Genomic DNA, 22,934 nt, shown 5'->3' with positions numbered 1-22,934 from the left:
TCGCGGCCGCTGAACAGGACTCACTCGTCTGCCGTATACAGCTCTCCCGCCAGCACGCTGCGCCAGTTCTTCCAGGTGAGGCGGGGGCGGTCGGCGACCTCGCGGTTGTAGGGCGCGTCGAACAGGATGTGCTTCCAGCGCGGCTTCACCGCGCCTTCGATCAGGGGCTTGTCGTCGATCAGCAGATTGCCGTGCACCAGCGTCTTGTCCTTGGTCAGGATCAGCCGGTTGGTGGCGTCCCGGCCCAGGTGTTTTTCAACCCAGAGGTATTTTTCCGCCACGCAGTTCTCGAACTGGGACAGCGGCGAGGAGCAGATGCGCACGTCCATGCCCAGCGCCAGCAATTCCTTTACCGCTTCCAGCGCGCCGGGCACCGGCGGGAGGTTGCGGATGAAGCCGGGCTCGGTGTAGATGGCTTCGGCCATGCCGCGCAGCTCGGGAGCGTAGTCCTGGCGGATGTAGAAGGACTTGCGATCCTCGAACGCCACGGGGGGAATGCCGGGATGGCGCTCGCGCCAGGCGTCGATAAAGGCGTGTTCGAAATCGGCGAGCACGCCGTCTTGGTCCAGCAGGATGATCATGGCGATCCGGCGGTTGTTGCGACCGTCCGATTGTGCCAGAGCGGGCGGTCAGGCAGGTTGCGGCCGGGATTGCGCCACGATGCGGTAGCGGCTGCCGCCCGTGAGCGATTCGGACGCGACCAGGACCATGCGGTCGTAGCGCCACAGCAGGGGCTCAGGCGCGGCGGCGGGCGGCTGCGGCCGTTCGATGTTGCGCAGCAGGGTAACGTGCGGGCGGAAGGGGTGAGGCGGCGGGCCCAGGCCGAAGCCGGCCAGCCACTGCCATAGCCCGTCGTGCGCGGCCTGCAGGCCGGCGGGCGTGTCGCCGGGGCCGGCCCAGAGGATGCGCTGGCGGCCGAACACCCCATAGCGGTCCACCGCGATCTCTCCGGGAGCGATGCGCTTCTCAGGCGTCGCGGCGGCCAGCTCGTCCGCGAGCGCGGCGTCCACCGGCCCCAGGAAGGCCAGGGTCATGTGCAGGGTTTCCGTGCGCATGGCGCGTCCGCCGCAACTGGGACGGGCCTGTTCCGCCCAGGCCGCGAGCGATCCGGCCAGCGGGGGCGCGGGCCACAGCGCGTAGAAGAGGCGGACGGTCGACATGCCGTGATTGTAGGGGCACGGCCGCGGGGTTCAGCTGCCTGCGGTTTCGGGCCTGCGCCGGCGGGTGACGCCCGTGTCGAAACGCTCCACGCCGGGGCGGGCGGGGCGGTCGAAGCGTTCCACGCCCGGCCGGGAAAAGCGCTCCACGCGCGGAGGGCTTTCCGTCTTGGCCTGCACGCTCTGGGCGGCGGCCTGTTCGCGCCTGGCGATGAGTTCCTCGGCGCGCTGGTGGTGCGGCGCCATCTTGCGGACCATTACCCGGCCGTCCCGCGGGAAGTAATTGATGCGGCGGGCGTGCACGTCGCCCAGGTCCTGCGCCTTCACGGGAATGCCTTCCGTTTTCAGGTAGTGGAGGACGAACTGGCCGTTGCGTTCCCCGATGTTCATCTGTTGCATGGCGGAAAGCACGGCGCCGCCGCCGAACACCTTGGCCTCCAGCCGCGAGCGCACGGCGCCGGCCTTGAGCAATTCGTTGATCAGCACTTCCATGGCGAATGCGCCGTAGCGCATGGTGGCCGAGGCGGGCGACTGCATGTCGCCTTCAGGCAACATGAAATGGTTCATTCCGCCCACGCCTGTCACGGGATCGTGGATACAGGCGGCGACGCACGACCCCAGGACGGTCGAGATCATCAGGTCTTCGTCGGTGACGTAGTACTCGTTGGGCAGTACTTTCACCGCCTGACACTGGAACGCGCTATCGAAATAGTGGCGCGTCGCACGGGCTTCAAGACGGGCGGCCATGGGGCGGAATAGGAGACAAGGACGGCGAGTGGGACACGAAGGAGCGGGCGGTGAAAACGGCTTTATTTCAAAAAATGTAAGAAAATGTCGCTTTATTCTTGCATATCCGGGCGACAAGCGGGAGAAATCCTGTGTAACCGGCGATCCCGGGCCAGGATATGGCGCGTCCCTGTTTAGGCGGGCTGGCGTGCGGCCAGCGCGCGCCCGCAAGCGTGCATGCGGACATGCTACACAGGCGGGCGGGAACCGTTCCCCGGATCACGGGGACGAAGGGGGGCTAGACGAAGCCTTTGGCGTCCGTCAGAAGCGCGTGCTGCGGGTGACCGACCAGCGGGCGGACAGGGCGCCCAGGGCGGCGGCCGCCACGACGGCGCCGACCAGCACGGCCGGGCCGGGCAGGTGCAGGGCGAACTCCGCCCCGTAGCTGCGGGCCAGCCCGACCAGGGCGTCGTTCAGCGGGGCCAGGGCGATTGCCGCCACGCCGATGGACAGCAGCGCCGCCACGGCCCCCGAGAGCGCGCCCAGGTACAGGAAGGGCCGGCGCACGAAAGACTCGGTGGCGCCGACGAGCCGCGCCACGCCGATTTCCTCGCGCTGGGAAAGCGCCTGCATGCGCACGGTGTTGAAGACGGTGGCCAGCACCACGACGGCCACGCAGGCGGCCAGGAATCCCAGGCCGATGCGCGCGAAGCGCAGGATCGCCTCCAGGCGCTGGACCCAGGCGCTGTCCAGCTGCACCAGGTCCACGTGGTTCCATTGCTTCCAGGCCGCCGCAAGGGTGTCCGCCCGGCCGGCCAGGTCCTCGCCGTCTGCCAGCGTGACCACGACCGCGTCGGGCAGGGGGTTGCCCGGCAGCACGGCCAGCGCCTGCTGCCAGGCGGGATTGGCGCGCAGGTCCGCCAGCGCGTCCTCGCGGCCCACCACGCGCACGGCGCGCACCTCTTGCGCGTACTCGCCCTGGATGCGCTTGGCCACGTCGGCGGCGGCGCCGGCAGGCGCGTCCACGCGCATGAAGACGGTGACTTCCGGGGTGACGGACATTTCGCGCGCCACGGGTTGCACCGAGACCAGGATCGCGCTGCCCAGCAGCGGCAGGGCCAGCGCCAGTGCCATGACCAGCAGGTTGGCCAGCGAGGAGAACGGTTGCTTGACCAGCCGGCGCAGGGTGACCATCAACGCATAGCGGTGTTGCCGCAGCCAGGCGTTCATGCCGTTTCTCCTTGCTGGCCATGGCCGCGGGGAGCGCCGGCGTCGGACGGTTGCGCGCCGCCATGGGAATCGGCGAACTTGCCCGGTTCGATGCGCAGCGTGCGGGTGGCGTAGCCGGCCATGAGCTCCTGGTCGTGCGAGGCGATCAGGGTGGTGACGCCGACGCGGTTGAAATCACGGAAAACATTCATGATGCGTTGCGCGTTGTCGTGATCGAGGTTGGCGGTGGGCTCGTCCGCGATCAGGATCGCCGGCCGGTTCACGATGGCCCGCGCAATCGCCAGGCGCTGCTGTTCGCCGCCCGACAGTTCGATCGGATTCAGGTCTTCCTTGCCCGACAGGCCCACCTTGTCCAGCGCGGCGCGGGCGCGGGCGGCGGCCGAATTCCAGGCATGGCCGGTGACCGCCAGGGGCAGCATCACGTTTTCGAAAGCGCTGCGGTCGAACAGCAGGTGCGTATCCTGCAGGATGACGCCCACCGCGCGCCGCAGGTACGGCCGGGCGCGGGCGGGCAGCTTGTCCAGCCGCTGGCCGTTGACCTGGATCGCCCCCCGGCTGGCGGGCTCGAGCCCGCCGATCAGCTTGAGCAGGGTGGACTTGCCGGCGCCGGACGGCCCCGATACGAAAACGAACTCTCCCGCGCTTACGCGGAAGTTGATGTCGGCCAGGATATTGCGGCCGCGACCATATGATTTGAATACGTGCTGGAATTCGATCATGGCGGCTGTCAGATGAAGCCGCAATAGTAACTCGGGGACACTAAGGTGGCCTAAGCCGACAGGGGGATGAGGCGCGAAAAATTTCCCGCCGGCGCGTGCCGCCTGGAACAAAGCCCGGCTGCGGCGCAGTCCGACGGGGAAAAACGTCCCTCTTTTCGTATGAAAACTGCGTTTCATTTCATCCAGTGTCCCTATATTTCAAGGGAATTCCCGGATGCGCCGCGTGCGGCGCGGACGCTACCATCCGCCCCATGCGTAGGCCCAACCCGGCCTAGCGCGAATTCGCCTTATCCCACACGGAGAACACGATGAAAGTACTGAAACTCGCTGCTGTCGGCGCCGCCTTGTTCGCTGCTTCCGCGGCAGCCAACGCTGGCGCGACCTTCGACAACGTCAAGAAAAAGGGGTTTGTCCAGTGCGGGGTTTCGACGGGCATTCCGGGCTTCTCCATCGCGGATAGCAAGGGTGAATACAAGGGCATCGACGTGGACCTGTGCCGCGCCATCGCCACGACCATGTTCGGCGACTCCACCAAGGTCAAGTTCACCCCCCTGAACACGCAGCAGCGCTTCACCGCGCTGCAGTCCGGCGAGGTCGATGTCCTGACCCGCAACACCACCGTCACGCTGACGCGCGACACGACGCTGGGCCTGATCGGCGTGGGCGTGAACTACTACGACAGCCAGGGCGTGATGGTTTCCAAGGACCTGGGCGTGAAGAGCGCCAAGGAATTGAACGGCGCCACGATCTGCGTGCAGCCCGGCACCACGACCGAACTCAACCTGGCCGACTGGTTCCGCGGGCAGAAGATCGAATTCAAGCCGGTCGTGATCGACAAGTACGACGAAATCATCCGCGCCTTCTCGGCCGGCCGCTGCGACGCCTTCACGACCGACAAGTCGCAACTGGCCTCCACCCGCACCACGCTTGAGAACCCGGACAAGTTCGTCATCCTGCCGGAAGACTTCTCCAAGGAGCCGCTGGGCCCCATGGTCCGCCAGGGCGACGAGCAGTGGTTCAACATCGTCCGCTGGTCGCTCAACGCCATGCTGGAAGCCGAGGAATACGGCATCACCAAGGCCAACGTCGATGAAATGACCAAGAGCACCAATCCCAACATCCAGCGCATCCTGGGCGTGACCCCGGGCATGGGCAAGAACCTGGGCGTGGACGACAAGTGGGCCTACAACATCATCAAGAGCGTGGGCAACTACGGCGAAAGCTTCGAGAACACGCTGGGCAAGAACAGCGCGATGAAGCTGGAGCGCGGCTTGAACGCTTCGTACAAGCAAGGTGGCTTGATGTACGGCTGGCCGGTGCGCTAACGCGCGGCTGCCTGGCATGGCGGAGCACGGCTCTCCGTCATGCCTAGGGCCTGTCTGCACAGGACGTGTATTCTGGACAGGCCCTAACCCGCCTTCGGGCGGGCGGCAGAAGTGGGTGGCGCGGCTTTTCCGGCATGCCACCCGGTGTCCGACTTCTGTAGATTCATCATGATGACTCCCAACAAAAACGCCCCGATTTCGGCACCCCCACGGCGTCTGAACTGGAACGATCCCGGCGTACGCTCCGTGGTCTACCAGGTGATTGCGCTGACCGCGGTAGCCTGGGCCGTGTGGTTCCTGGTTTCAAACACGCTCCACAACCTGTCCGTGCGCAACATCGCCACGGGCTTCGGCTTCCTGAACCGCGAGGCCGGCTTCGCCATCGGCGAAACCGCCATCGCCTATTCCCCCTCAGACACGTACGGCCGCGCCATCATGGTCGGCCTGCTCAACACGCTGCGCGTAGCCGTCCTCGGCATCGTGCTGGCGACCATCCTCGGCACGCTCATCGGCATCGGCCGCCTGTCCAAGAACTGGCTCGTGGCCAAGATCACCTCTGTGTATGTCGAGGTGATGCGCAACGTGCCGCTGCTGCTGCAGCTCTTCTTCTGGTATGCGCTGATCACCGAGAACATGCCGGGTCCGCGCCAGGCGCACAATCCGCTGCCGGGCGTGTTCATTTCCAACCGCGGCCTGAAAGTGCCGGCGCTGGAAGGCAACTCGCTCGACTGGATGCTGGCCGGGCTGGGACTGGCGATCGTCGCGATCATCATCCTGGGCCACTACGGCAAGAAGCGCCATGAGGCCACCGGTCACATGTTCCCGCTGGGCCGCTGGGCCATCGGCCTCCTGATTGGCCTGCCGTTCATCGGCTGGCTGGTCAGCGGCGCGTCGCTGACACTGGACATGCCGGAGCTCAAGGGCTTTAACTTCTCGGGCGGTCTGACGCTGTCGCCGGAGTTCGCCGCGTTGCTGGCGGGGCTGGTGATCTACACGTCGGCGTTCATTGCCGAAGTGGTGCGTTCGGGCATCCAGGCGGTCAGCAACGGCCAATGGGAAGCCGCGGGCTCGCTGGGCCTGCCGCGCTCGAAGGTGCTGCGCCTGGTGATCCTGCCGCAGGCGCTGCGCGTGATCATCCCCCCGATGACCAGCCAGTACCTGAACCTGACGAAGAACAGCTCGCTGGCCGTGGCCATCGGGTACCCCGACATCGTGTCGGTGGTGAACACGACACTGAACCAGACGGGCCAGGCCATCGAGGGCATTCTCATCATCATGGGCGCGTACCTGACGGTCAGCCTGTCGATCTCGATATTCATGAACTGGTACAACAAGCGCATCGCGCTGGTGGAGCGTTGAGATGAGCAGCACTACGCATACTCCCACCGAGGCCATGCCGCCGCCCAGCTCGCACGTGGGTCCCTGGGCCTGGCTCAAGTCCCGCCTGTTTTCGTCGCCGCTGAACATCCTCATCACGGTGCTGCTGGCGTGGTTCCTGCTCATGGCGGTGCCGGCGCTGGTCGAATGGGCCTTCATCAAGGCGGACTTCAACGCAGCGACCGCCCAGGAATGCCGCGCCTCCGGCGGCGCCTGCTGGGCGTTCATCGCCGAGAAGCACCGGCTGATCCTGTTCGGTACCTATCCGTTCGACGAACAGTGGCGTCCCTTGCTCGCGACCATCATCCTGGTCGCGGTGATCGTCTGCAGCGGCATCCGCCGCTTCTGGAACTGGAAGCTCGCCCTCATCTGGATCGTGGGCCTGACGGCCGTGGCCATCCTGATGTGGGGCGGCGTGCTGGGCCTTTCGTATGTGGAAAACGCGCGCTGGGGCGGCCTGCCGCTCACGCTCATCCTGTCCACGTTCGGCATCGCCTTCGCGTTCCCCATCGGCGTGCTGCTGGCCCTGGGGCGGCGTTCGAAGATGCCCGCCATCAAGGCGCTGTGCGTCGTGTACATCGAGCTCATCCGCGGCGTGCCGCTGATCAGCCTGCTGTTCATGTCGTCGGTGATGCTGCCGCTCTTCCTGCCCGAGGGATTTTCCATCGACAAGCTGCTGCGCGCGCAGATCGCGATCATCATGTTCGCGGCGGCGTACATCGCCGAAACCGTGCGAGGCGGCTTGCAGGCGATCCCGAAGGGCCAGTACGAAGGCGCCGATTCCCTCGGCCTGAGCTACTGGCAGCAGATGCGCAAGATCATCCTGCCGCAGGCGCTGAAGATCGTGATCCCGCCGCTGGTCAGCATTTTCATCGCCCTGTTCAAGGACACGTCGCTGGTGGTGATCATCGGCATCTTCGACCTGACGCTGGCGGCCAAGGCGGCCCTGTCCGACGCGGCATGGCGGGGCTTCGGGGTGGAGGCGTACCTGTTCATCTCGCTCATCTACTTCGTGTTCTGCTTTTCCATGTCCAAATACAGCCAAGCGCTGGAGAAACGCCTGGCCACCGGCCACGCACGCTAGCAACTTGCCGCGCGTCCGCCCCTGGCGGGCGCGCCCAGCGATATCTATGGGAGTACAGGCATGTCCAATGCCATCATCAGTCTGCAGGACGTGAACAAGTGGTACGGCCAGTTCCACGTGTTGCGCAACATCAACCTGGAAGTCGCGCCCGGCGAGCGCATCGTGGTGTGCGGGCCGTCCGGGTCGGGCAAGTCCACCATGATCCGCTGCATCAACCGCCTGGAAGAGCACCAGAAGGGCCACATCATCGTGGACGGCACCGAGCTCACCAATGACCTGAAGCACATCGAGACCATCCGCAAGGACGTCGGCATGGTGTTCCAGCACTTCAACCTGTTCCCCCACCTGACGGTGCTGGAGAACCTGACGCTGGGGCCCATGTGGGTGCTGAAGAAGCCCCGCGCGGAAGCGGAAGCCACTGCCATGAAGTATCTGCAGCGCGTGCGCATCCCGGAGCAGGCCACGAAATTTCCCGGCCAGCTGTCGGGCGGCCAGCAGCAGCGCGTGGCGATCGCGCGTTCCCTGTGCATGAATCCCAAGATCATGCTGTTCGATGAGCCCACCTCCGCGCTGGACCCGGAAATGGTCAAGGAAGTGCTGGACGTGATGGTGAGCCTCGCCCAGGAAAGCGGCATGACCATGATCTGCGTGACCCACGAAATGGGTTTCGCGCGCAAGGTCGCCAACCGCGTGATCTTCATGGACCGCGGCGAAATCATCGAGCAGAACAGCCCGGACGAGTTCTTCGACAATCCGCAGAACGAGCGGACCAAGCTGTTCCTGAGCCAGATCCTGCACTGATTCCGGCCTCGAATCTCCGGGAACCCGCCGCAAGGGTTCCATGAAAGAATCCCCGCGCGGCGCTACGCCGCGCGGGGATTTTTTTGGGGGGCGCTACAGCGCCGCGGCGTCGCCGAGGATGACAGTGCTCTGGCTGGACAGCGTGCCGCCGTTGCCGTGCGCGAGCGCGGTGTGGCAGTCGGAGACCTGCCGCTCGCCGCATTCGCCGCGCAGCTGGCGGGTGGCTTCGATCAGCGCGAAGATGCCGTACATGCCGGGGTGGCAGTACGACAGGCCGCCGCCGCTGGTGTTGACGGGCAGTTCGCCGCCGGGCGCGATGCGGCCGTTTTCGACGTAGCGGCCGCCTTCGCCCTTGGGGCAAAAGCCCAGGTCTTCGAGAAAGAGCAGGGGCGTGATCGTGAAGGCGTCGTAGAGCTGCAGCACGTCGATATCGCTCGCCGCCAGGCCGGCCATGCGATAAGCCTGGGCGCCGGACGCCACGGCCGCCGTGACGGTGAGGTCGGGCATGGCGGAGATCGAGTAGTGTCCGAGCGCTTCGCCCACGCCCAGCGCGTAGACGGGCGGGCGGCGCAGGTCCCGGGCGCGTTCGGCGCGGGTGAGAACGAGCGCGCCGCCGCCGTCGGTGACCAGGCAGCAATCGCGCAGGGTGAGCGGCTCGCTGATCATGGGCGAGGCCAGGACCTCTTCGACCGTGAGCGGGTTTTTCTCCCAGGCTGCCGGATTGAGCAGGGCCCACTGGCGGGCGGCGACGGCGATGTCGGCGAGTTGCCGGCGCGTCGTGCCGTACCGGTACATGTGGCGCGAGGCGGCCAGCGCGTAGGCGCTGGCGGTGTACATGGGCCGGTAGGGCGCTTCGTGCGGATTGGGGTCGGGCGCGGCGACGTTGGCCCGCCCCATGCTGCGCTGGGTGCTGCCGTAGGCGATCACGGCGACGTGGCACAGGCCGGCCTCGATCGCGGCCTGGGCGCGCGCAACCATGGTCATGAACGAGGCGCCGCCCATGTTCGTGGCGTCGTGGTAGCGAGGCTGGATGCCGAGGTATTCGGCCAGCGCCAGCGTGGGCATGCGGCTTTGCGAGGTGGTGGCGAACAGCCCGTCGACGTCCTCCAGGCGCAGGCCGCAATCGTCCAGCGCGCGCGCCGTGGCCTGCGCCATGAGGTCGAGGGGGCCGAGGCCGGGCATGACTTTGCCCAGATCGGATTCGGCGGCGCCGACGATGGCGACGCTGCCGCGTTGCAGGGTGGGGGTCATGCCGGTTCCTCGATATCGAAGACGGGATAGGGCGGGCCGCCATCGGGCGGCGTATGGGCGCGCATGCGCACGCGCATGCCGATGGCGGGCTGGCCTTCGACCCGGCTCATGAGGCGAAAGCCTTCGTCCAGGTCGACCAGGACGACGTTGTAGGGGGGCTGGTCGCGCGGATGCACGACCGTCACGGCATGCACGGTGCCCAGGCCCGCGCTCAGCCGCCATTCGAGCGCCGGATTGCCGGAGCCCGGGCCGAGCACGCGCGGCGGAAAGACCGCGCTTTCCGCGCGCGTATCGTACTGATAGGCGAGCTGCCCGGCCGACAGGTGGCGGCGGTAGATCGCCAGCGGGGATTCCTGTTGCGTCATGGAAGTCTCCATTCAAACGATGCGCTGTTCGCGCAGGCCGGCGATCTGCTCGGCGCTGTAGCCCAGGAGCGCGCCGAGCACGCTGTCCGTGCTGTCGCCCAGCCGCGGCGGCGGAAGGTCGTAGCGCGGCGGCGTATCGCTCAGCCGCAGCGGGCTGGCGATGGTGGACACCTGGCCGTCGACGTCGGCGTGGGCGGGCCGGGGGATGTCCACGCGCAAGCCGCGGTGCAGCACCTGGGGGTCCTGGAATACTTGACCGTAGTCGTTGATGCGTCCGCAGGGAACGCCGTTCGCTTCCAGCCTTTCGATCCAGTCGGCCGCGGGCCGCGCCAGCATGCTGCGGGCCAGCTCGGGCACCAGGGCGTCGCGGCCCTGGATGCGTCCGGTGACTGTGGTCCAGCGCGCGTCGGCGCCGAGGTCCGGGCGCTCGATGGCCGCGCAATAGCGCTGCCATTGATCGTCGTTGCCCACGGCCACGACGATCTCGCCGTCGGCCACCGCGAAGACCTGATAGGGCACCAGGCTGGCGTGCGCATTGCCGTAGCGCCTGGGCAGCTTGCCGTTGGCGAAGTAACCCGTCACCTGGTTGCCGCCCAGGGCCACGATGCAGTCGAGCAGCGCCATGTCGATGTACTGGCCCAGGCCGGAGACGTCGCGGTAGTTCAACGCGGCGAGGATGGCAATGGTGGCGTACATCCCGGTGATGACGTCGGCGATCGCGATGCCGGCTTTCTGCGGCCCGCCGCCGGGCAGGTCGTCGCGCTCGCCGGTAATGCTCATGAGGCCCCCGATGGCCTGGAAGACGAAGTCATAGCCGGGCTTGCTGGCGCTGGGACCCTCCTGTCCGTAGCCCGTGATGGAGCAATACACCAGCCGCGGGTTGATGGCGCGCAGGCTGGCGTAGTCCAGGCCATAGCGCTTGAGGTCGCCGATCTTGTAGTTCTCGATGACCACGTCGCTTTGCGCCGCCAGTTCCCGCACGATGCGCTGGCCCTCGGGCTTGGATATGTCGAGGGTCAGCGACTTCTTGCCGCGGTTCGCGGCGGCATAGTAGGAAGAGTCGCGCGTATCCTGGCCCGCGCCGTCGCGGATCCAGGGCGGGCCCCAGGCGCGCGTGTCGTCGCCCGTGCCGGGGCGTTCGATCTTGATCACCTCCGCGCCCAGGTCGGCCAGGTTTTGCGTGCACCATGGGCCAGCCAGGATCCGCGAGAGATCCAGCACGCGGATGTGGGAGAGCGCGCCGGGCGCCGGCGCGTTGCTTGGTGTTGCCGTCATGCCTGCTCCTACTGGATGGTGATCCGGGCGTCGTTGATGACCTTGGCCCACTTGTCCATTTCCGCGTTGACGAAGCTCGCATACTCGGGCTGCGTCATCGTTCCCGGCATGGCGCCTTGCTGCGCGAACTGCTCCTGGATGGATGGCGAACGCAAAGCGGCCAGAACGTCGCCGGATATCCTGGCAAGGAGCTTGGGATCCATGTTGCCGGGCGCGTACAGGCCGAACCAGGCCGTGGCCTCGAAGCCCTTCACCCCCGCTTCGTCCATTGTCGGCACGTCGGGCAGGGCCGCGGAACGGCTAAGCGAGGTGACGGCCAAGGCGCGCAGCTTGCCGGCCTTGATGTGCTGAAGCACGCCGGGGACGGAGTCGAACATGATCGGGATCTGGCCGCCCAGCAAGTCGTTCAGGGCGGGCGCGGCGCCCTTGTAGGGGATGTGGACCATGGATACGCCGGCCATGGACTTGAACAGTTCGCCGGACAAATGGTTGGCGCCGCCGGTGCCTGCCGAACCGAAGTTCACCTTGCCGGGATTGGCCTTGGCGTAGGCGATCAGGTCGGCGACGCTGTTTATATGGTTGCGCGTGGCGAAGTCGGGGTTGATGACGAGCACGTTGGGCACCGCGGCCACTTGCGCGACCGCGGTGAAGTCCTTCCTGCTGTCGTAGCGCAGATTCTTGTACAGCGCCGGGTTGATCACGTGATGCGTGGCGGTCACCATCAGTGTGTAGCCGTCGGCCGGCGTGCGCGCCAGCTGTTCGGAAAAGATCGTGCCGCTGGCACCGGGCTTGTTTTCGATCACCACGGGCTGTTTCCATTCCGTGCCCAGCGCGTTGCCCAGCATGCGGGCCAGGATGTCGGTGGTGCCGCCGGGCGGGAAGGGCACGACCAGGCGGACCGGACGATCGGGAAAGGCCTGGGCGCGCGCGCCCAGGGGCAACAGGCATAGCATCCCCAGGCACAGGGAGGCTGCGGTGTGCAACCAGCGATTCATTGTTGTCTCCTCGGTTGTTCTTGGCCGGTATCCGCATGGCGGATACCGGAGGCTTTAGCGGGGGAATTCCACCATCGCTTCGCCGGTTGCCACGGTCTCGCCGCGCTGGTTGAGCACTTGCACGTCCAGCGTCGCCCACTGGCTTTTCTCGGTCTTGCGCGTGGCCGTGATCACCGCCAGCGGGGTGATCGTGTCGCCCGGCTTGACGGGCGACTTCCAGCGCGTTTCCAGGCGGCGTTGAACGCCGCCGCGCTCATAGAGCCAGTCGGTCAGCATGCGGGTGATCACGCCGAAGTTGTTCATGCCGTGCATGATGATGCCGCCGAAGTTGGTGCGGCCGAAGTCGCCCTGCATGTAGTTGTCGTCCAGATGCAGGGGGTTGTAGTCCAGCGAGGCTTCGCAGAAGGCGCGGATGGATTCGCGGGTGGGCGAGAAGGGCGCGCCTTCGATTTTCTGGCCGATCGCGAGCGAGTCGAATACTTGGGTCATCTTGTTGCTCCTTACACGGGCCGGATAGTCCAGCCGCGGCCGGAGCAGATCACTTCGTTGTTCTGGTTGAAGAAGACGTTGTCGTGCACGACGAACAGGCGATCCTTGCGGATGAACTTGTCCAGCGCGCGGGCTTCCAGCCGGATGACGTCGCCCGGACGCGCCGGGATGTTGTAGCTCCAGGATTGGCCGGCATTGACCGTGCCGGGGCTGCGCATCCAGTCATCGGTGGGCGTGCAGGCGAACATCAGGAGGATGTGGATGGCCGGCGGCGCGATCAGGCCTTTGTAGGGCGACTTCAGCGCATAGGCTTCGTCGAAGTACAGGGGATGCATGTCGTCGACGACGCGGCAGTACTTCTGAATGGCTTCCAGCGTCAGGGTGTAGGGAATGGTTTTGCGAGGCTCGCCGGGGACGATGTCGTCCCAGATCTTGCGCGTGGCGGCGTCTTTCCAGAAATCTGTCTCGAATGTGGTTTGAGTCATGGCCTTTCCAGGGCGGGTTATGGGGAAGGCGCATTGCCGGGCCCGGACTTGCGCGACGCGGTCCGTCTGCTTATAATGACCGCTAAGCGGACATACTCATCCGCTATACGGTCATTCTGAGAGTTGGTTGCGGACGTGTCAAGCACGTATGCAGGAGCACCTATGGCAACGCCTGACAGCGAATCTTTCGTCCGCACCTTCGCGCGCGGACTCAAAATCATCGAAACCATGGGCCAGGGCGAGGCGCGCCAGACGCTGGCCGACGTTGCGGCGGCGGTCGAATTGCCGCGCACGGCGGTGCGCCGTTTTCTGATGACGCTGATCGAACTGGCTTTCGTGAAAAGCGACGGCAAGCACTACTGGCTCACGCCCAAAGTGCTGCGCCTGGGGCTGTCCTATCTGTACACGCTGCCTTTTTGGCGGCACTCGCAGTTGGCGCTTGAGGAACTGGGCGCTCGCATAGGCCAGTCTTGCGCGGTCTCGGTGCTGGACGAGGAGGAAATCGTCTACGTGCAGCGCCTGCATACCAAGCGGATCCTGCCCATGAGTCCGTCGCTGGGCAGCCGCCTGCCGGCGCACGCGGTATCGATGGGCAGGGTCCTGTTGTCGGGCCTGGAAGACGAGGCGCTGGAAGCCTATCTGCAAGCGGCCCGGCTGAAAAAAATGACGGCCGCCACGGTTGTGGACAAGGACAGGTTGCGCGAGGCGATCCTGCTGGCGCGAGAGCAGGGCTATGCCTGGGTGGACAGCGAGCTGGACGATTCCATCGCCGGCCTGGCGGTCCCGGTGCGCGACCAGGACGGCGCCATCGTGGCGGCCGTCAACGTCAGCCTGACGGCCGGCACCTTCGAGGAAGCGGCCGCGGTAGCGGAGTTTCTCCAGCCCTTGCGGCAGACGGCGTCGCAATTGCGCGCGACGATGGTGGGCCTGCGCTAGCCGTCTGACCAAGCCACCGCGTTCGTCGTGCCCGGCCCGCCATCCGTCCGGGCTTCCCGGAACCCGCCGCAAGGCGGTTTTTTTTCGCCTGGCGGGGCGCGGGCGCGAAGCCCGCAACACTTAAGCAATCCTTAACTGTCGGCGGACGAGTTCTTGATTGTGCGGGGCGTCCGCGTAGCCCATCATAGGTTCACGCTGCCGCTCCGCCGCAGCCTCCCGGAACTCGACATAAGGTGTCTGCAACCATGGCCGATCTGGAATCCCGTCTCGACAGGCAATCCCCTGCCTACCGGCGCAACCGCGAACAGATGCTGGCGCTGCTGTCGGACCTGTCGCAACTGGAGCAGCGCGCGGTGGACCGCTCGGCCCAGGCCGCGCCCGCGTTCCGCAAGCGCGGCAAGCTGCTCCCGCGGGAGCGCCTGGAGGCTCTGATCGATGCGGGCAGCCCCTTCCTGGAACTGATGACGCTGGCGGGCTATTGCGGGATCGAGAACCCGGACCCCGCCACCAGCGTGCCGGGCGCGGCCATCATCGCGGGCGTCGGGCAGGTGTGCGGCGTGCAATGCATGATCGTCATCAACGACGCCGGCATCAGCGCGGGCGCCATGCAGGCCATGACTGCCCAGAAGGTCATGCGCTGCCAGGAGATCGCGCTGGCCAACCGGCTGCCTTTCATCCAGCTGGTCGAAAGCGCCGGCGGGAATCTGAAGAAGTACCGCGCCGAACGCTTCGTCCACGGCGGCGGCATGTTCTACAACCTGGCCAGATTGTCGGCGGCGGGCATCCCGGTGATATCCCTGGTGCACGGCTCGTCCACGGCCGGCGGGGCCTATCTGCCCGGCCTGTCCGACTATGTCGTCATGGTGCGCAACCAGGCGCATGCCTTCCTCGCGGGCCCGGCGCTATTGCAGGCCGCCACCGGAGAGATCGCCACGGAAGAGGAGCTGGGCGGGGCGGAGATGCACGCGTCGGTGTCGGGCCTGGCCGATTACGTGGCCGACAACGACCGCGAGGCCATCCTCCAGGTGCGCGACATCGTGAGCGCCTTCGGATGGGCGGGAAAGGAAGACGCCCTCGCCGGCGCGCCGCCTCGGCACGACCTCCAGGACCTGCTGGGCATCATGCCGGCGGACTACCGGGTGCCGGTGGACATGCGCGAAGTGATTGCGCGGCTGATCGACGGGTCCGACTTCCATGAATTCAAGCCTGATTACGGGGCGGCCACGGTTTGCGGCTATGGGGCCATCCTGGGCATGCCGATCGGGCTGCTGACCAACAACGGTCCGCTCGACACGGCGGGATCCACCAAGGCCGCGCAGTTCATACAGCTGTGTTCCCAACTGGGCAGGCCCATCGTGTTCCTGCAGAACATCACGGGGTTCGTGGTGGGGCGCGCGCACGAAGAGGCGGGCATGATCAAGCATGGCGCCAAGCTCATCCAGGCCTTGTCCAATGCCGGCGTGCCGCGCCTGACCGTGCTTTGCGGCGCCTCGTTCGGCGCGGGCAACTACGGCATGTGCGGACGCGCCTTCAAGCCGGATTTCCTGTTTTCCTGGCCGAATGCGAGAACCGCCGTGATGGGCGGCGAGCAGGCCGCCATGACCATGCGGCGCGTCGCCGAGAACAGCGCCAAGCGCGCCGGCATGGCGCCGGACACCGCCGCGCTGGAAGCGGAAAGCCAGGAAATCATCCGGACATTCGACCTTCAGTCTTCCGCCGTGCACACCAGCAGCCTGCTGCTGGACGACGGCGTGATCGATCCGCGCGCTACCCGGGAAGTGCTGGGAGTGGCGTTGGCCGCGTGCACGCGGTCGGCAAAGCGCGACGTTCATCCCATCCAGTTCGGCGTCGCAAGATTCTAACGAGGAGATTCCATGTTTACCCACGAGCACATCGCGTTGCAGGACGGCGTACGCCAGTTGATCGAGAAAGAGATCAATCCCTATCTGGACCAATGGGAGGACGCGGAGATATTTCCCGCCCACGACGTCTTCAAGAAACTCGGCAAGGCGGGATACCTGGGAGTGAACAAGCCGGTCGAGTTCGGCGGGATGGGCCTCGATTATTCGTACGAAATCGCATTCTGCGAGGCCATCGGTTCAGTGCGCGCCGGCGGCGTCGGCATGGCGATCGCGGTGCAGACGGACATGGCCACGCCGGCGCTGGCGCGCTTTGGCAACGACGCCGTGCGCGAACAGTTCCTGCGGCCCTCGATCGCCGGAGACTACGTGGCCTGCCTGGGCGTGTCCGAAACCGGCGCGGGCTCCGACGTCGCTTCGCTGAAGACGACCGCCCGCAAGGATGGCGACGACTATGTGATCAGCGGCTCCAAGATGTGGATCACGAACGCCACGCAAGCGGACTGGATGTGCCTGCTCGCCAATACCAGCGACGGCAAGCCGCACCGGAACAAGTCGCTGATCTGCGTGCCGCTCAAGCAGGAAAACGGCAAGCCCGTGCCCGGCGTGACGATGAGCAAGATCAAAAAGGTGGGCATGTGGTCTTCCGACACCGCGCAGGTGTTCTTCGACGAGGTCCGCGTGCCGCAGCGCTACCGCATCGGCGAAGAGGGCATGGGCTTCACCTACCAGATGCGCCAGTTCCAGGAAGAGCGTCTGAGCGGCGCCACCCGGCGCGTGACGGCGCTGAGCGATGTGATCAACGACACCATCGACTACACGCGTCAGCGCCAGGTCTTCGGCAAGCCGTTGCTGGACAACCAGGCCGTGCATTTCCGGCTCGCGGAGCTGAAGACGGAGGTCGAGATGCTGCGGTCCCTGGTCTACCGCGCGGCAGGCGTGCACATGGAAGGTGGCGACATGACCGAGCTGGCGTCCATGGCCAAGCTCAAGGCCGGCCGCCTGTGCCGCGAGGTCACCGACTCGTGCCTGCAGTATTGGGGCGGCATGGGCTTTACCTGGGAAAACGCAGTTTCGCGCGCATGGCGCGACCTGCGCCTGATCTCCATCGGCGGCGGCGCCGACGAAATCATGCTCACGATCATTTGCAAGCACATGGGCATCCTGCCCGCGCGCGCGGCCTGACGCCGCAAGGATGGACATGATGAGATTCGATACCTTGCTCGTCGCCAACCGGGGGGAAATCGCGCTGCGGGTCATCCGGGCGGCGCGCGGCCTGGGGCTGCGCACGGTCGCGGTGTACTCGGACGCGGACGCGGAGTCCCGTCATGTCCGGGAGGCGGACCTGGCGGTGCGCATCGGCGCCGCGCCGGCCCACGCCAGTTACCGCAACGTGGAGGCCATTCTCCGCGCCTGCGCCCGCAGCGGCGCGCAGGCGGTGCATCCGGGCTATGGATTCCTGTCCGAAAACGCCGAGTTCGCCCGCGCGGTGGCGGACGCAGGCCTGACGTTCGTGGGGCCGTCCGCCGAGGTCATCGCCCTGATGGGCAACAAGGCGCGCGCCAAGGAGGCGCTGCACGGCGCCGATGTGCCCACGGTGCCCGGCGCGCAAGGCATCTCCGACGATAGGGAACTGTCGGCGCGGGCGCGCGCCATCGGCTACCCGGTGCTGCTGAAGGCGGCCGCCGGCGGCGGAGGACGCGGCATGCGGCTGGCGCATGACGATGCGGCGCTGGCGCAGGCGCTGCCGCTGGCCCGCTCCGAAGCGCTGGGAGCGTTCGGGTCGGACGAGCTGATCCTGGAGAAGGCGATCCTGGCGGCCCGCCATATCGAGATCCAGGTGCTGTGCGACGAACATGGCAATGTCCTGCACTTGGGAGAGCGGGACTGCTCGCTGCAGCGGCGCTACCAGAAGCTGGTGGAAGAGAGCCCCTCGCCGGCCGTGCCGCCCGCGCTGCGCGAGCGCATGGGCGCCGTCGCGAGGCGGGCCTGCCAGGCTATCGGCTACGTGGGGGCGGGAACGCTGGAATTCCTGCTGGACGAGGCTGGCGATTTCTATTTCATGGAGATGAACACGCGGTTGCAGGTCGAGCACGGCGTGACCGAATTGCTTACCGGCATCGACCTGGTGCAGTGGCAGCTGAGGGTGGCCCAGGGCGAACCGCTGGCGCTGCGGCAGGAGGACGTGCAGCGCCGCGGCCACGCGATGGAGCTGCGCGTCTGCGCGGAAGATCCCGCCGCGGGCTTCGTGCCGCAGGTCGGTACGGTGCTTCGGTGGGTGGAGCCCTCCGGGCTGCGTGTCGATACGGCGCTGGAAGACGGCCTGGAGATCACGCCGCACTATGACTCGATGCTGGCCAAGTACCTGGCGTGGGGCGAAACGCGGGAGGAGTGCATCCGGAAGCTGACGCGGGCCTGCGAAAGCGGAAGCCTGCTGGGCGTCCGCTCCAACCTGCATTTCCTGGCGCGCGCGATCAACCACCCGGATTTTCTCGACGGCGGGGTGACGACGAATTTTCTGGCCGGTCAGGACATGGCGTCCGGGCACTGGAGGGCGGAGCCTTCGGAGCATGCGGTGGCCGCGGCGGCGCTGGCGCTGGCCGGCTGGCCCGCGGCCGGCGGCAGCGCCCTCGCCGCGGCAGGCGAAGTAGCGCTCGATGACGCGTCTGACGGGAAACCGAAGCTTCTGCGCATCTCGCGGGAGGCGGACGGCGGCGTGCTGGTGCGGGCCTGGGAGGGGCACGTCGCGGATGGGGACTGCACGCAGGTCCGGATCGATGCGATGCATCGCCGTGACGGCGACATGGTGCTGGTCGTGGACGGACTGCGGCGCAGTCTGCGCGTGGCCATGGCCGGGCCGGGCGAGGCTTGGGTGCAGGACGGAGCCAGCGCCTGGCGCTTCTTGCGAGCCACGCGCTTTGCCGGACGCGAGGACCCGCAAGCCGGGCAGGCCCGCCTGTTGCGGGCGCCGATGAGCGGCAGGGTGATCAGCGTCGACGTCCAGGAGGGAGACAGCGTGACGGCGCAGCAGACCGTGCTGGTGCTGGAGTCCATGAAGATGGAAATGTCCATCGCCGCGGGCGCGGCGGGCATGGTGGCGAAGCTGGCCGTTGCCGCGGGAGACCAGGTCAGCACGGGGCAGGCATTGATGGAGGTGCAGCAATGAGCGGGAACCACAGCGAGACTCCGGCGCGCCGGACGAAAGGGCAGGTGCATGTCGGATGCGCCTCGGGATTCTGGGGAGACTCCCAGATCGCGATTCCGCAATTGCTCACGGCCGAAAAGCTGGACTACATCGTTTTCGACTATCTGGCGGAAACGACCATGTCCATCTTGCAGCGGGCCCGCATGCGCAACCCCGAACTGGGCTACGCGACCGACTTCGTCAACGTGCTCCGCCCGCATCTGAAGACCTTGCTGGAACGCGGGGTGCGGCTGGTGTCCAACGCCGGCGGCCTGAATCCGCAGGGGTGCCGCGACGCCATACTCGCCTTCGCCCGCGAACAGGGCCTGGCGCCTCGCATCGCGGTTGTCACGGGCGACGACGTTGCCGAGCTGCAGGCCGAGTTCACCGATGCGCAGGGGCGCCCGCTGCCCGACCTGGACGGGTTCGGGCCCTTGCTGTCGGCCAACGCGTACCTGGGCGCCTATCCCATCGTCCAGGCGCTGGCGCTGGACGCGGACATCGTGATCACGGGGCGCGCGGTGGACAGCGCCTGCGCGCTGGCGGTGGCGATACACGAGTTCGACTGGGCGTTCTCGGATTACGACAAGCTGGCACAGGCCAGCCTGGCCGGGCATTTGATCGAATGCGGTCCGCAGGCGACGGGCGGCTTGTTCACCGATTGGGAGACCGTGCCGGACTGGGCGAACATCGGTTATCCGATCGTGGCGCTGGATCCGGACGGCGGCTTCGATCTGACCAAGCCGCCGGGCACGGGCGGCCTGGTGAGCCGCGCCACGGCGGCGGAACAGCTGCTGTATGAAATCGGCGACCCGGCCGCGTACGAGCTTCCCGACGTGGTGTGCGACCTGCGCCAGGTCTCCATCCGCGAAACGGGTCCGGACCGGGTCCGCGTGGAGGGCGCGCGCGGGCGGGCGCCTTCCACGCGATACAAGATCACCGCGACCGGCCATGGCGGCTACCAGATCGGCATCATGATGGCCATCCGCGGGCAACGGGCGCGCGCAAAAGCCCAGCGCACCGCCGATGAACTGCTGCGGCGCACGCGCAAGCTGCTTGCCCAGCACGGCTTGCCGGACTATGCCTCCACCGTCGTGGAATTGCTGGGAGCCGAAGCCATGTACGGCGGCAATGCGCGCGAGAACGACAGCCGCGAGGTGATCCTTCGCATCGCCGCGGCCCACGCCGATCGCAAGGGCCTGGAGTTCCTGCAAAAGGAGTCCGCGTCGGCCGGCACGTCGATGGGGCCGGGCACGCGCAGCCACTTCGGCGGCCGCTCCGACATCCAGGCCATCATCAAGACGGGGTCGTTCTACATCGCCAAGCAGTGCGTGCCGGTGTGGCTCGACTGCGCAGACCTGCACGCCGAGGTGACCGTTCCGGAAAACGGCGAGGACGGCGCCTGCGTTCCCGCGGGTCCCGAGCCAATCCCCGCCCCGGCGGCCGCCCCGGCGGGCGCCTTGAGGGTGCCGCTTGCAAGGCTGGCCTATGCCCGCAGCGGCGACAAGGGCGACGATTCGAACATAGGCGTCATCGCGCGTTCCGAGGCTTACTGGCCCGTGCTGCTGCGCGAGCTGACCGCCGAGCGGGTTCGCGAATACTTCAGTCACCTGGTGCAGGGCGAGGTGTCGCGTTTCGAGCTGCCCGGTACGGGGGCGGTCAATTTCGTGCTGCGGCGCGCGCTGGGCGGCGGCGGTTCGTCCAGCTTGCGCTCGGACCCCTTGGGCAAGTCGTACGCCCAGATGCTGCTGGACCTGGAAATTCCTTGTCCCGGCGAAATCCTGCGATAGCAGGAGTGTAAGGATGGGAGGAGACTACAAATGGAACAGACCCGCAGGGCATTCATTCAACTGGCCGGGGCCGGCGCGCTGCTGGCGGCTTGCGGCGGCGTCCGCGCGCAGGCGCTGGACAAAACGGTCCACATGACCGTGGCGTACGGCGCGGGAGGGGCGACGGACACCATCATCCGCTACGTCGCGGACCGGATACGCGATCAGGTGGGCAGCCCGATCATCATCGAGAACCGGCCGGGAGCAGACGGCAACATCGCCGCCGAGTACGTGTTGCGGCAATCCGGCGATGGATACAACCTGCTGGTGTCGGGGCCGTCCACCCATGCGGCCAATGCCAGCATCTACAAGTCGCTGCCCTACGACCCCGAGCGCGACTTCACCCCGTTGACCACCTTGGCGACCACGCCGTATTTCCTGGTGGTCAATCCGCAACGCGTGAAGGCAGAAACCCTGCAGGCGTTCATCGCCTCCGCGCGCGCGTCCAAAGCCAGCCTGAGCTTCGCCAGCGCCAACGTCGGCGGGCGCATCGCCGGCGAACGCTTTCGCGCCATGGCGGGCATCAACGCGGTGAACGTGCCGTACCGAGCCAGCACGCAGGCCATGACGGATCTGCTGGGCGGCCAGTACGACTTCTATTTTTGCGATGCCGTGACCGCGACGCCGCAGCTGCGCGCCGGAAAGATCCGGGCCCTGGCGGTGTCGACCGCCACGCGCGTGCCCGCCTTTCCGGACGTGCCCACCGTGGCGGAGCTTGGCTACCCGGGCTTCGACGTGTCGTCATGGATTGCCATCTGGGCGGCGGCTTCGACGCCGCCCGCGGTCTCGCAGCGCCTGGCCGCGTGGATCAACGGCGCGCTCGACAACCCGGACGGCCGCCGCTTCCTGACCGACCGCGCCCTGCTGCCGCAGCCCGGGTCGCCCGAGGACCTGCGCGCCATCCAGCAGCGCGACACCGTGGAGTGGGGCAAAGTGATCGTGGCCGCGGGCATGCAGCAGCGCTAGGCGCGCGGCGCTCACGAGGGAACGAACAGTTCGCTGAGCTTGCGTGCGCCGTCCGGGTTGTCGCCGGCGCGCATGTAGAGGTGGTAGCTGGCGGAGGGCAGGGCGGGCAGGCCCAGCTCTTCCCCCACCACCTTGAGGCCCGGCGTGAGCATCTCGATGGTGCGCGGGGTGATGCCCAGGCCGGCCCGCAAGGCGGCGCGCACGCCGGCCAGGGTAGGGGTCTGGAAGGCATTGCGCCAGGGGCGGTTCTCCTGCTCCAGGCGGTTCAGCGCCATGCGCCGGAAGACGCAGGGCGAGTCCACCAGCACCAGTGGCAATGGGAGGTTTTGCTGATGATGGAAATGCGTGCCAGAAATCCAGACCACGGGCGAAGTCCGGAACGTGATGCGGGGGAACTCGTCGAATTGTTCGAGTTCGAGCAGCAGGTCGATGTCGCCGCGCCGCAGCGCCGAGGCCAGCCAGCGGCTGCGGTTGACCTGGATCTCGATGCGCATGCCGGGATAGGTGCGCGCGCAGAGCGCCAGGTAGTCGGGCAGGATCGTGTCCACGGCGTCGGCGCATACGCCTATGCGCGTCGGCGCGTCGAACACGCTCTTGTTCATCGCGCGGCAGGTCTCGTCGTTGAGCGCAAGCATGCGCCGCGCGTATTCGCGCAGGCGCACGCCTTGTTCGGTAAGGCGCTTGTGCCGTCCCACGCGCACCAGCAGTTTGCAGTCCAGCAGCCGCTCGAGCCGTTGCATCTGTTGCGAGACCGCGGCCTGGGTGCGGAACACCTGGTCGGCCGCGCCCGCGAAGTTTTCGCGGTCGGCCACCGCCAGGAAGGTCCTGAGCAAACCTATGTCCAGATCGCGCACCGCCATGAGAGTTCCTTGTGTGCCAGC

22 protein-coding genes are annotated in these 22,934 nt (G+C 66.9%); 10 read left to right on the top strand and 12 right to left on the bottom strand.

All coding sequences use genetic code 11. The annotated features are described in order from the left end of the window. Window positions 1-20: 20 nt before the first annotated feature. The 5 genes from ACN6PJ_RS19205 to ACN6PJ_RS19185 form a co-directional block, all read right to left on the bottom strand. A complete protein-coding gene (locus tag ACN6PJ_RS19205) occupies window positions 21-581 on the bottom strand; it encodes a 5'-3'-deoxyribonucleotidase (protein ID WP_427997428.1) in 561 nt (186 codons plus the stop codon). Between the two features lie 48 nt (window positions 582-629). Then, window positions 630-1,160 carry an RNA 2',3'-cyclic phosphodiesterase gene (thpR, locus tag ACN6PJ_RS19200; RefSeq protein ID WP_427997427.1) on the bottom strand — a complete coding sequence of 177 codons (531 nt, stop codon included), beginning with the start codon at window positions 1,158-1,160 and terminating at the stop codon, window positions 630-632. 30 nt (window positions 1,161-1,190) lie between these two features. After that, window positions 1,191-1,904: a chemoreceptor glutamine deamidase CheD gene (gene cheD / locus ACN6PJ_RS19195; protein WP_427997426.1), complete on the bottom strand. Its 714-nt coding sequence runs from the start codon at window positions 1,902-1,904 to the stop codon at window positions 1,191-1,193. A 300-nt stretch (window positions 1,905-2,204) separates the two neighbouring features. Further along, entirely contained in the window at window positions 2,205-3,113 is a 909-nt protein-coding gene (locus ACN6PJ_RS19190) for a cell division protein FtsX (protein WP_427997425.1), read from the bottom strand. Next, the gene (locus ACN6PJ_RS19185) at window positions 3,110-3,832 is read right to left on the bottom strand and encodes a cell division ATP-binding protein FtsE (RefSeq protein ID WP_427997424.1); all 723 of its coding nucleotides are present in this window, start codon (window positions 3,830-3,832) and stop codon (window positions 3,110-3,112) included. The genes ACN6PJ_RS19190 and ACN6PJ_RS19185 overlap by 4 nt, the downstream gene beginning before the upstream one ends. Window positions 3,833-4,140: 308 nt before the next feature. Between ACN6PJ_RS19185 and ACN6PJ_RS19180 the strand changes: the two genes are divergently transcribed. The 4 genes from ACN6PJ_RS19180 (at window position 4,141) to ACN6PJ_RS19165 (ending at window position 8,419) form a co-directional block, all read left to right on the top strand. Continuing rightward, the gene (locus ACN6PJ_RS19180) at window positions 4,141-5,157 is read left to right on the top strand and encodes an amino acid ABC transporter substrate-binding protein (RefSeq protein WP_427997423.1); all 1,017 of its coding nucleotides are present in this window, start codon (window positions 4,141-4,143) and stop codon (window positions 5,155-5,157) included. 168 nt (window positions 5,158-5,325) lie between these two features. Next, window positions 5,326-6,516, top strand: a complete 1,191-nt coding sequence (locus tag ACN6PJ_RS19175) for an amino acid ABC transporter permease (protein WP_427997422.1) — start codon at window positions 5,326-5,328, stop codon at window positions 6,514-6,516. Window position 6,517: 1 nt separating this feature from the next. After that, window positions 6,518-7,618: an amino acid ABC transporter permease gene (locus ACN6PJ_RS19170; RefSeq protein WP_427997421.1), complete on the top strand. Its 1,101-nt coding sequence runs from the start codon at window positions 6,518-6,520 to the stop codon at window positions 7,616-7,618. A 60-nt stretch (window positions 7,619-7,678) separates the two neighbouring features. Further along, on the top strand, window positions 7,679-8,419 hold the full coding sequence (locus ACN6PJ_RS19165; RefSeq protein ID WP_427997420.1) for an amino acid ABC transporter ATP-binding protein: 741 nt from the start codon (window positions 7,679-7,681) through the stop codon (window positions 8,417-8,419). 93 nt (window positions 8,420-8,512) lie between these two features. On the opposite strand, the gene ACN6PJ_RS19160 is transcribed toward ACN6PJ_RS19165, so the two are convergent. From ACN6PJ_RS19160 to ACN6PJ_RS19135, 6 genes are read right to left on the bottom strand one after another with little or no spacing between them, the layout of a single operon-like run. Next, window positions 8,513-9,670, bottom strand: a complete 1,158-nt coding sequence (locus ACN6PJ_RS19160; RefSeq protein WP_427997419.1) for an acetyl-CoA acetyltransferase — start codon at window positions 9,668-9,670, stop codon at window positions 8,513-8,515. Further along, window positions 9,667-10,035, bottom strand: a complete 369-nt coding sequence (locus ACN6PJ_RS19155) for a Zn-ribbon domain-containing OB-fold protein (protein ID WP_427997418.1) — start codon at window positions 10,033-10,035, stop codon at window positions 9,667-9,669. Before ACN6PJ_RS19155 ends, ACN6PJ_RS19160 begins: the two co-directional genes overlap by 4 nt. Window positions 10,036-10,047: 12 nt before the next feature. Next, window positions 10,048-11,310, bottom strand: coding sequence for a CaiB/BaiF CoA transferase family protein (locus ACN6PJ_RS19150; RefSeq protein ID WP_427997417.1), 1,263 nt, complete (start codon window positions 11,308-11,310; stop codon window positions 10,048-10,050). An 8-nt stretch (window positions 11,311-11,318) separates the two neighbouring features. After that, entirely contained in the window at window positions 11,319-12,305 is a 987-nt protein-coding gene (locus ACN6PJ_RS19145) for a Bug family tripartite tricarboxylate transporter substrate binding protein (protein WP_427997416.1), read from the bottom strand. 54 nt (window positions 12,306-12,359) lie between these two features. Then, on the bottom strand, window positions 12,360-12,794 hold the full coding sequence (locus ACN6PJ_RS19140) for a MaoC family dehydratase (RefSeq protein ID WP_427997415.1): 435 nt from the start codon (window positions 12,792-12,794) through the stop codon (window positions 12,360-12,362). Window positions 12,795-12,805: 11 nt separating this feature from the next. Continuing rightward, entirely contained in the window at window positions 12,806-13,279 is a 474-nt protein-coding gene (locus ACN6PJ_RS19135; RefSeq protein ID WP_013397126.1) for a MaoC family dehydratase, read from the bottom strand. A 162-nt stretch (window positions 13,280-13,441) separates the two neighbouring features. On the opposite strand from ACN6PJ_RS19135, the gene ACN6PJ_RS19130 reads away from it, so the two are divergent. From ACN6PJ_RS19130 to ACN6PJ_RS19105, 6 genes are all read left to right on the top strand, one after another. Next, entirely contained in the window at window positions 13,442-14,215 is a 774-nt protein-coding gene (locus tag ACN6PJ_RS19130; RefSeq protein ID WP_427997414.1) for an IclR family transcriptional regulator domain-containing protein, read from the top strand. A 245-nt stretch (window positions 14,216-14,460) separates the two neighbouring features. Continuing rightward, window positions 14,461-16,077 carry an acyl-CoA carboxylase subunit beta gene (locus tag ACN6PJ_RS19125; protein WP_427997413.1) on the top strand — a complete coding sequence of 539 codons (1,617 nt, stop codon included), beginning with the start codon at window positions 14,461-14,463 and terminating at the stop codon, window positions 16,075-16,077. Between the two features lie 12 nt (window positions 16,078-16,089). Then, window positions 16,090-17,259 (top strand): acyl-CoA dehydrogenase family protein, encoded by a 1,170-nt coding sequence (locus ACN6PJ_RS19120; RefSeq protein WP_427997412.1) that lies wholly within the window; start codon window positions 16,090-16,092, stop codon window positions 17,257-17,259. 19 nt (window positions 17,260-17,278) lie between these two features. Next, the gene (locus ACN6PJ_RS19115; RefSeq protein ID WP_427997435.1) at window positions 17,279-19,240 is read left to right on the top strand and encodes an acetyl/propionyl/methylcrotonyl-CoA carboxylase subunit alpha; all 1,962 of its coding nucleotides are present in this window, start codon (window positions 17,279-17,281) and stop codon (window positions 19,238-19,240) included. After that, window positions 19,237-21,048: an acyclic terpene utilization AtuA family protein gene (locus ACN6PJ_RS19110; protein ID WP_427997411.1), complete on the top strand. Its 1,812-nt coding sequence runs from the start codon at window positions 19,237-19,239 to the stop codon at window positions 21,046-21,048. Before ACN6PJ_RS19115 ends, ACN6PJ_RS19110 begins: the two co-directional genes overlap by 4 nt. A 30-nt stretch (window positions 21,049-21,078) precedes the next feature. Further along, a complete protein-coding gene (locus ACN6PJ_RS19105; RefSeq protein ID WP_427997410.1) occupies window positions 21,079-22,053 on the top strand; it encodes a Bug family tripartite tricarboxylate transporter substrate binding protein in 975 nt (324 codons plus the stop codon). Window positions 22,054-22,064: 11 nt separating this feature from the next. On the opposite strand, the gene ACN6PJ_RS19100 is transcribed toward ACN6PJ_RS19105, so the two are convergent. Beyond that, a complete protein-coding gene (locus ACN6PJ_RS19100; protein WP_427997409.1) occupies window positions 22,065-22,913 on the bottom strand; it encodes a LysR family transcriptional regulator in 849 nt (282 codons plus the stop codon). Window positions 22,914-22,934 lie beyond the last annotated feature (21 nt).

This window comes from Achromobacter sp. (assembly GCF_050285585.1).
Classification (GTDB): Bacteria; Pseudomonadota; Gammaproteobacteria; order Burkholderiales; family Burkholderiaceae_B; genus Achromobacter.
The sequence above is the reverse complement of the archived record's forward strand: the minus strand, read 5'-3'. Positions and strand labels throughout refer to the sequence as shown.

What these genes read in the sequence shown, in the direction of transcription:
- cheD (WP_427997426.1), bottom strand. Translation starts at nt 1,904, where the DNA reads ATGGCCGCCCGTCTTGAAGCCCGTGCGACGCGCCACTATTTCGATAGC.
- ACN6PJ_RS19130 (WP_427997414.1), top strand. Translation starts at nt 13,442, where the DNA reads ATGGCAACGCCTGACAGCGAATCTTTCGTCCGCACCTTCGCGCGCGGA.
- ACN6PJ_RS19140 (WP_427997415.1), bottom strand. Translation starts at nt 12,794, where the DNA reads ATGACCCAAGTATTCGACTCGCTCGCGATCGGCCAGAAAATCGAAGGC.
- ACN6PJ_RS19185 (WP_427997424.1), bottom strand. Translation starts at nt 3,832, where the DNA reads ATGATCGAATTCCAGCACGTATTCAAATCATATGGTCGCGGCCGCAAT.
- ACN6PJ_RS19180 (WP_427997423.1), top strand. Translation starts at nt 4,141, where the DNA reads ATGAAAGTACTGAAACTCGCTGCTGTCGGCGCCGCCTTGTTCGCTGCT.
- ACN6PJ_RS19115 (WP_427997435.1), top strand. Translation starts at nt 17,279, where the DNA reads ATGAGATTCGATACCTTGCTCGTCGCCAACCGGGGGGAAATCGCGCTG.
- ACN6PJ_RS19160 (WP_427997419.1), bottom strand. Translation starts at nt 9,670, where the DNA reads ATGACCCCCACCCTGCAACGCGGCAGCGTCGCCATCGTCGGCGCCGCC.
- ACN6PJ_RS19135 (WP_013397126.1), bottom strand. Translation starts at nt 13,279, where the DNA reads ATGACTCAAACCACATTCGAGACAGATTTCTGGAAAGACGCCGCCACG.
- ACN6PJ_RS19100 (WP_427997409.1), bottom strand. Translation starts at nt 22,913, where the DNA reads ATGGCGGTGCGCGATCTGGACATAGGTTTGCTCAGGACCTTCCTGGCG.
- ACN6PJ_RS19145 (WP_427997416.1), bottom strand. Translation starts at nt 12,305, where the DNA reads ATGAATCGCTGGTTGCACACCGCAGCCTCCCTGTGCCTGGGGATGCTA.
- ACN6PJ_RS19120 (WP_427997412.1), top strand. Translation starts at nt 16,090, where the DNA reads ATGTTTACCCACGAGCACATCGCGTTGCAGGACGGCGTACGCCAGTTG.
- ACN6PJ_RS19105 (WP_427997410.1), top strand. Translation starts at nt 21,079, where the DNA reads ATGGAACAGACCCGCAGGGCATTCATTCAACTGGCCGGGGCCGGCGCG.
- ACN6PJ_RS19190 (WP_427997425.1), bottom strand. Translation starts at nt 3,113, where the DNA reads ATGAACGCCTGGCTGCGGCAACACCGCTATGCGTTGATGGTCACCCTG.
- ACN6PJ_RS19170 (WP_427997421.1), top strand. Translation starts at nt 6,518, where the DNA reads ATGAGCAGCACTACGCATACTCCCACCGAGGCCATGCCGCCGCCCAGC.
- ACN6PJ_RS19165 (WP_427997420.1), top strand. Translation starts at nt 7,679, where the DNA reads ATGTCCAATGCCATCATCAGTCTGCAGGACGTGAACAAGTGGTACGGC.
- ACN6PJ_RS19175 (WP_427997422.1), top strand. Translation starts at nt 5,326, where the DNA reads ATGATGACTCCCAACAAAAACGCCCCGATTTCGGCACCCCCACGGCGT.
- ACN6PJ_RS19205 (WP_427997428.1), bottom strand. Translation starts at nt 581, where the DNA reads ATGATCATCCTGCTGGACCAAGACGGCGTGCTCGCCGATTTCGAACAC.
- ACN6PJ_RS19110 (WP_427997411.1), top strand. Translation starts at nt 19,237, where the DNA reads ATGAGCGGGAACCACAGCGAGACTCCGGCGCGCCGGACGAAAGGGCAG.
- ACN6PJ_RS19155 (WP_427997418.1), bottom strand. Translation starts at nt 10,035, where the DNA reads ATGACGCAACAGGAATCCCCGCTGGCGATCTACCGCCGCCACCTGTCG.
- thpR (WP_427997427.1), bottom strand. Translation starts at nt 1,160, where the DNA reads ATGTCGACCGTCCGCCTCTTCTACGCGCTGTGGCCCGCGCCCCCGCTG.
- ACN6PJ_RS19150 (WP_427997417.1), bottom strand. Translation starts at nt 11,310, where the DNA reads ATGACGGCAACACCAAGCAACGCGCCGGCGCCCGGCGCGCTCTCCCAC.
- ACN6PJ_RS19125 (WP_427997413.1), top strand. Translation starts at nt 14,461, where the DNA reads ATGGCCGATCTGGAATCCCGTCTCGACAGGCAATCCCCTGCCTACCGG.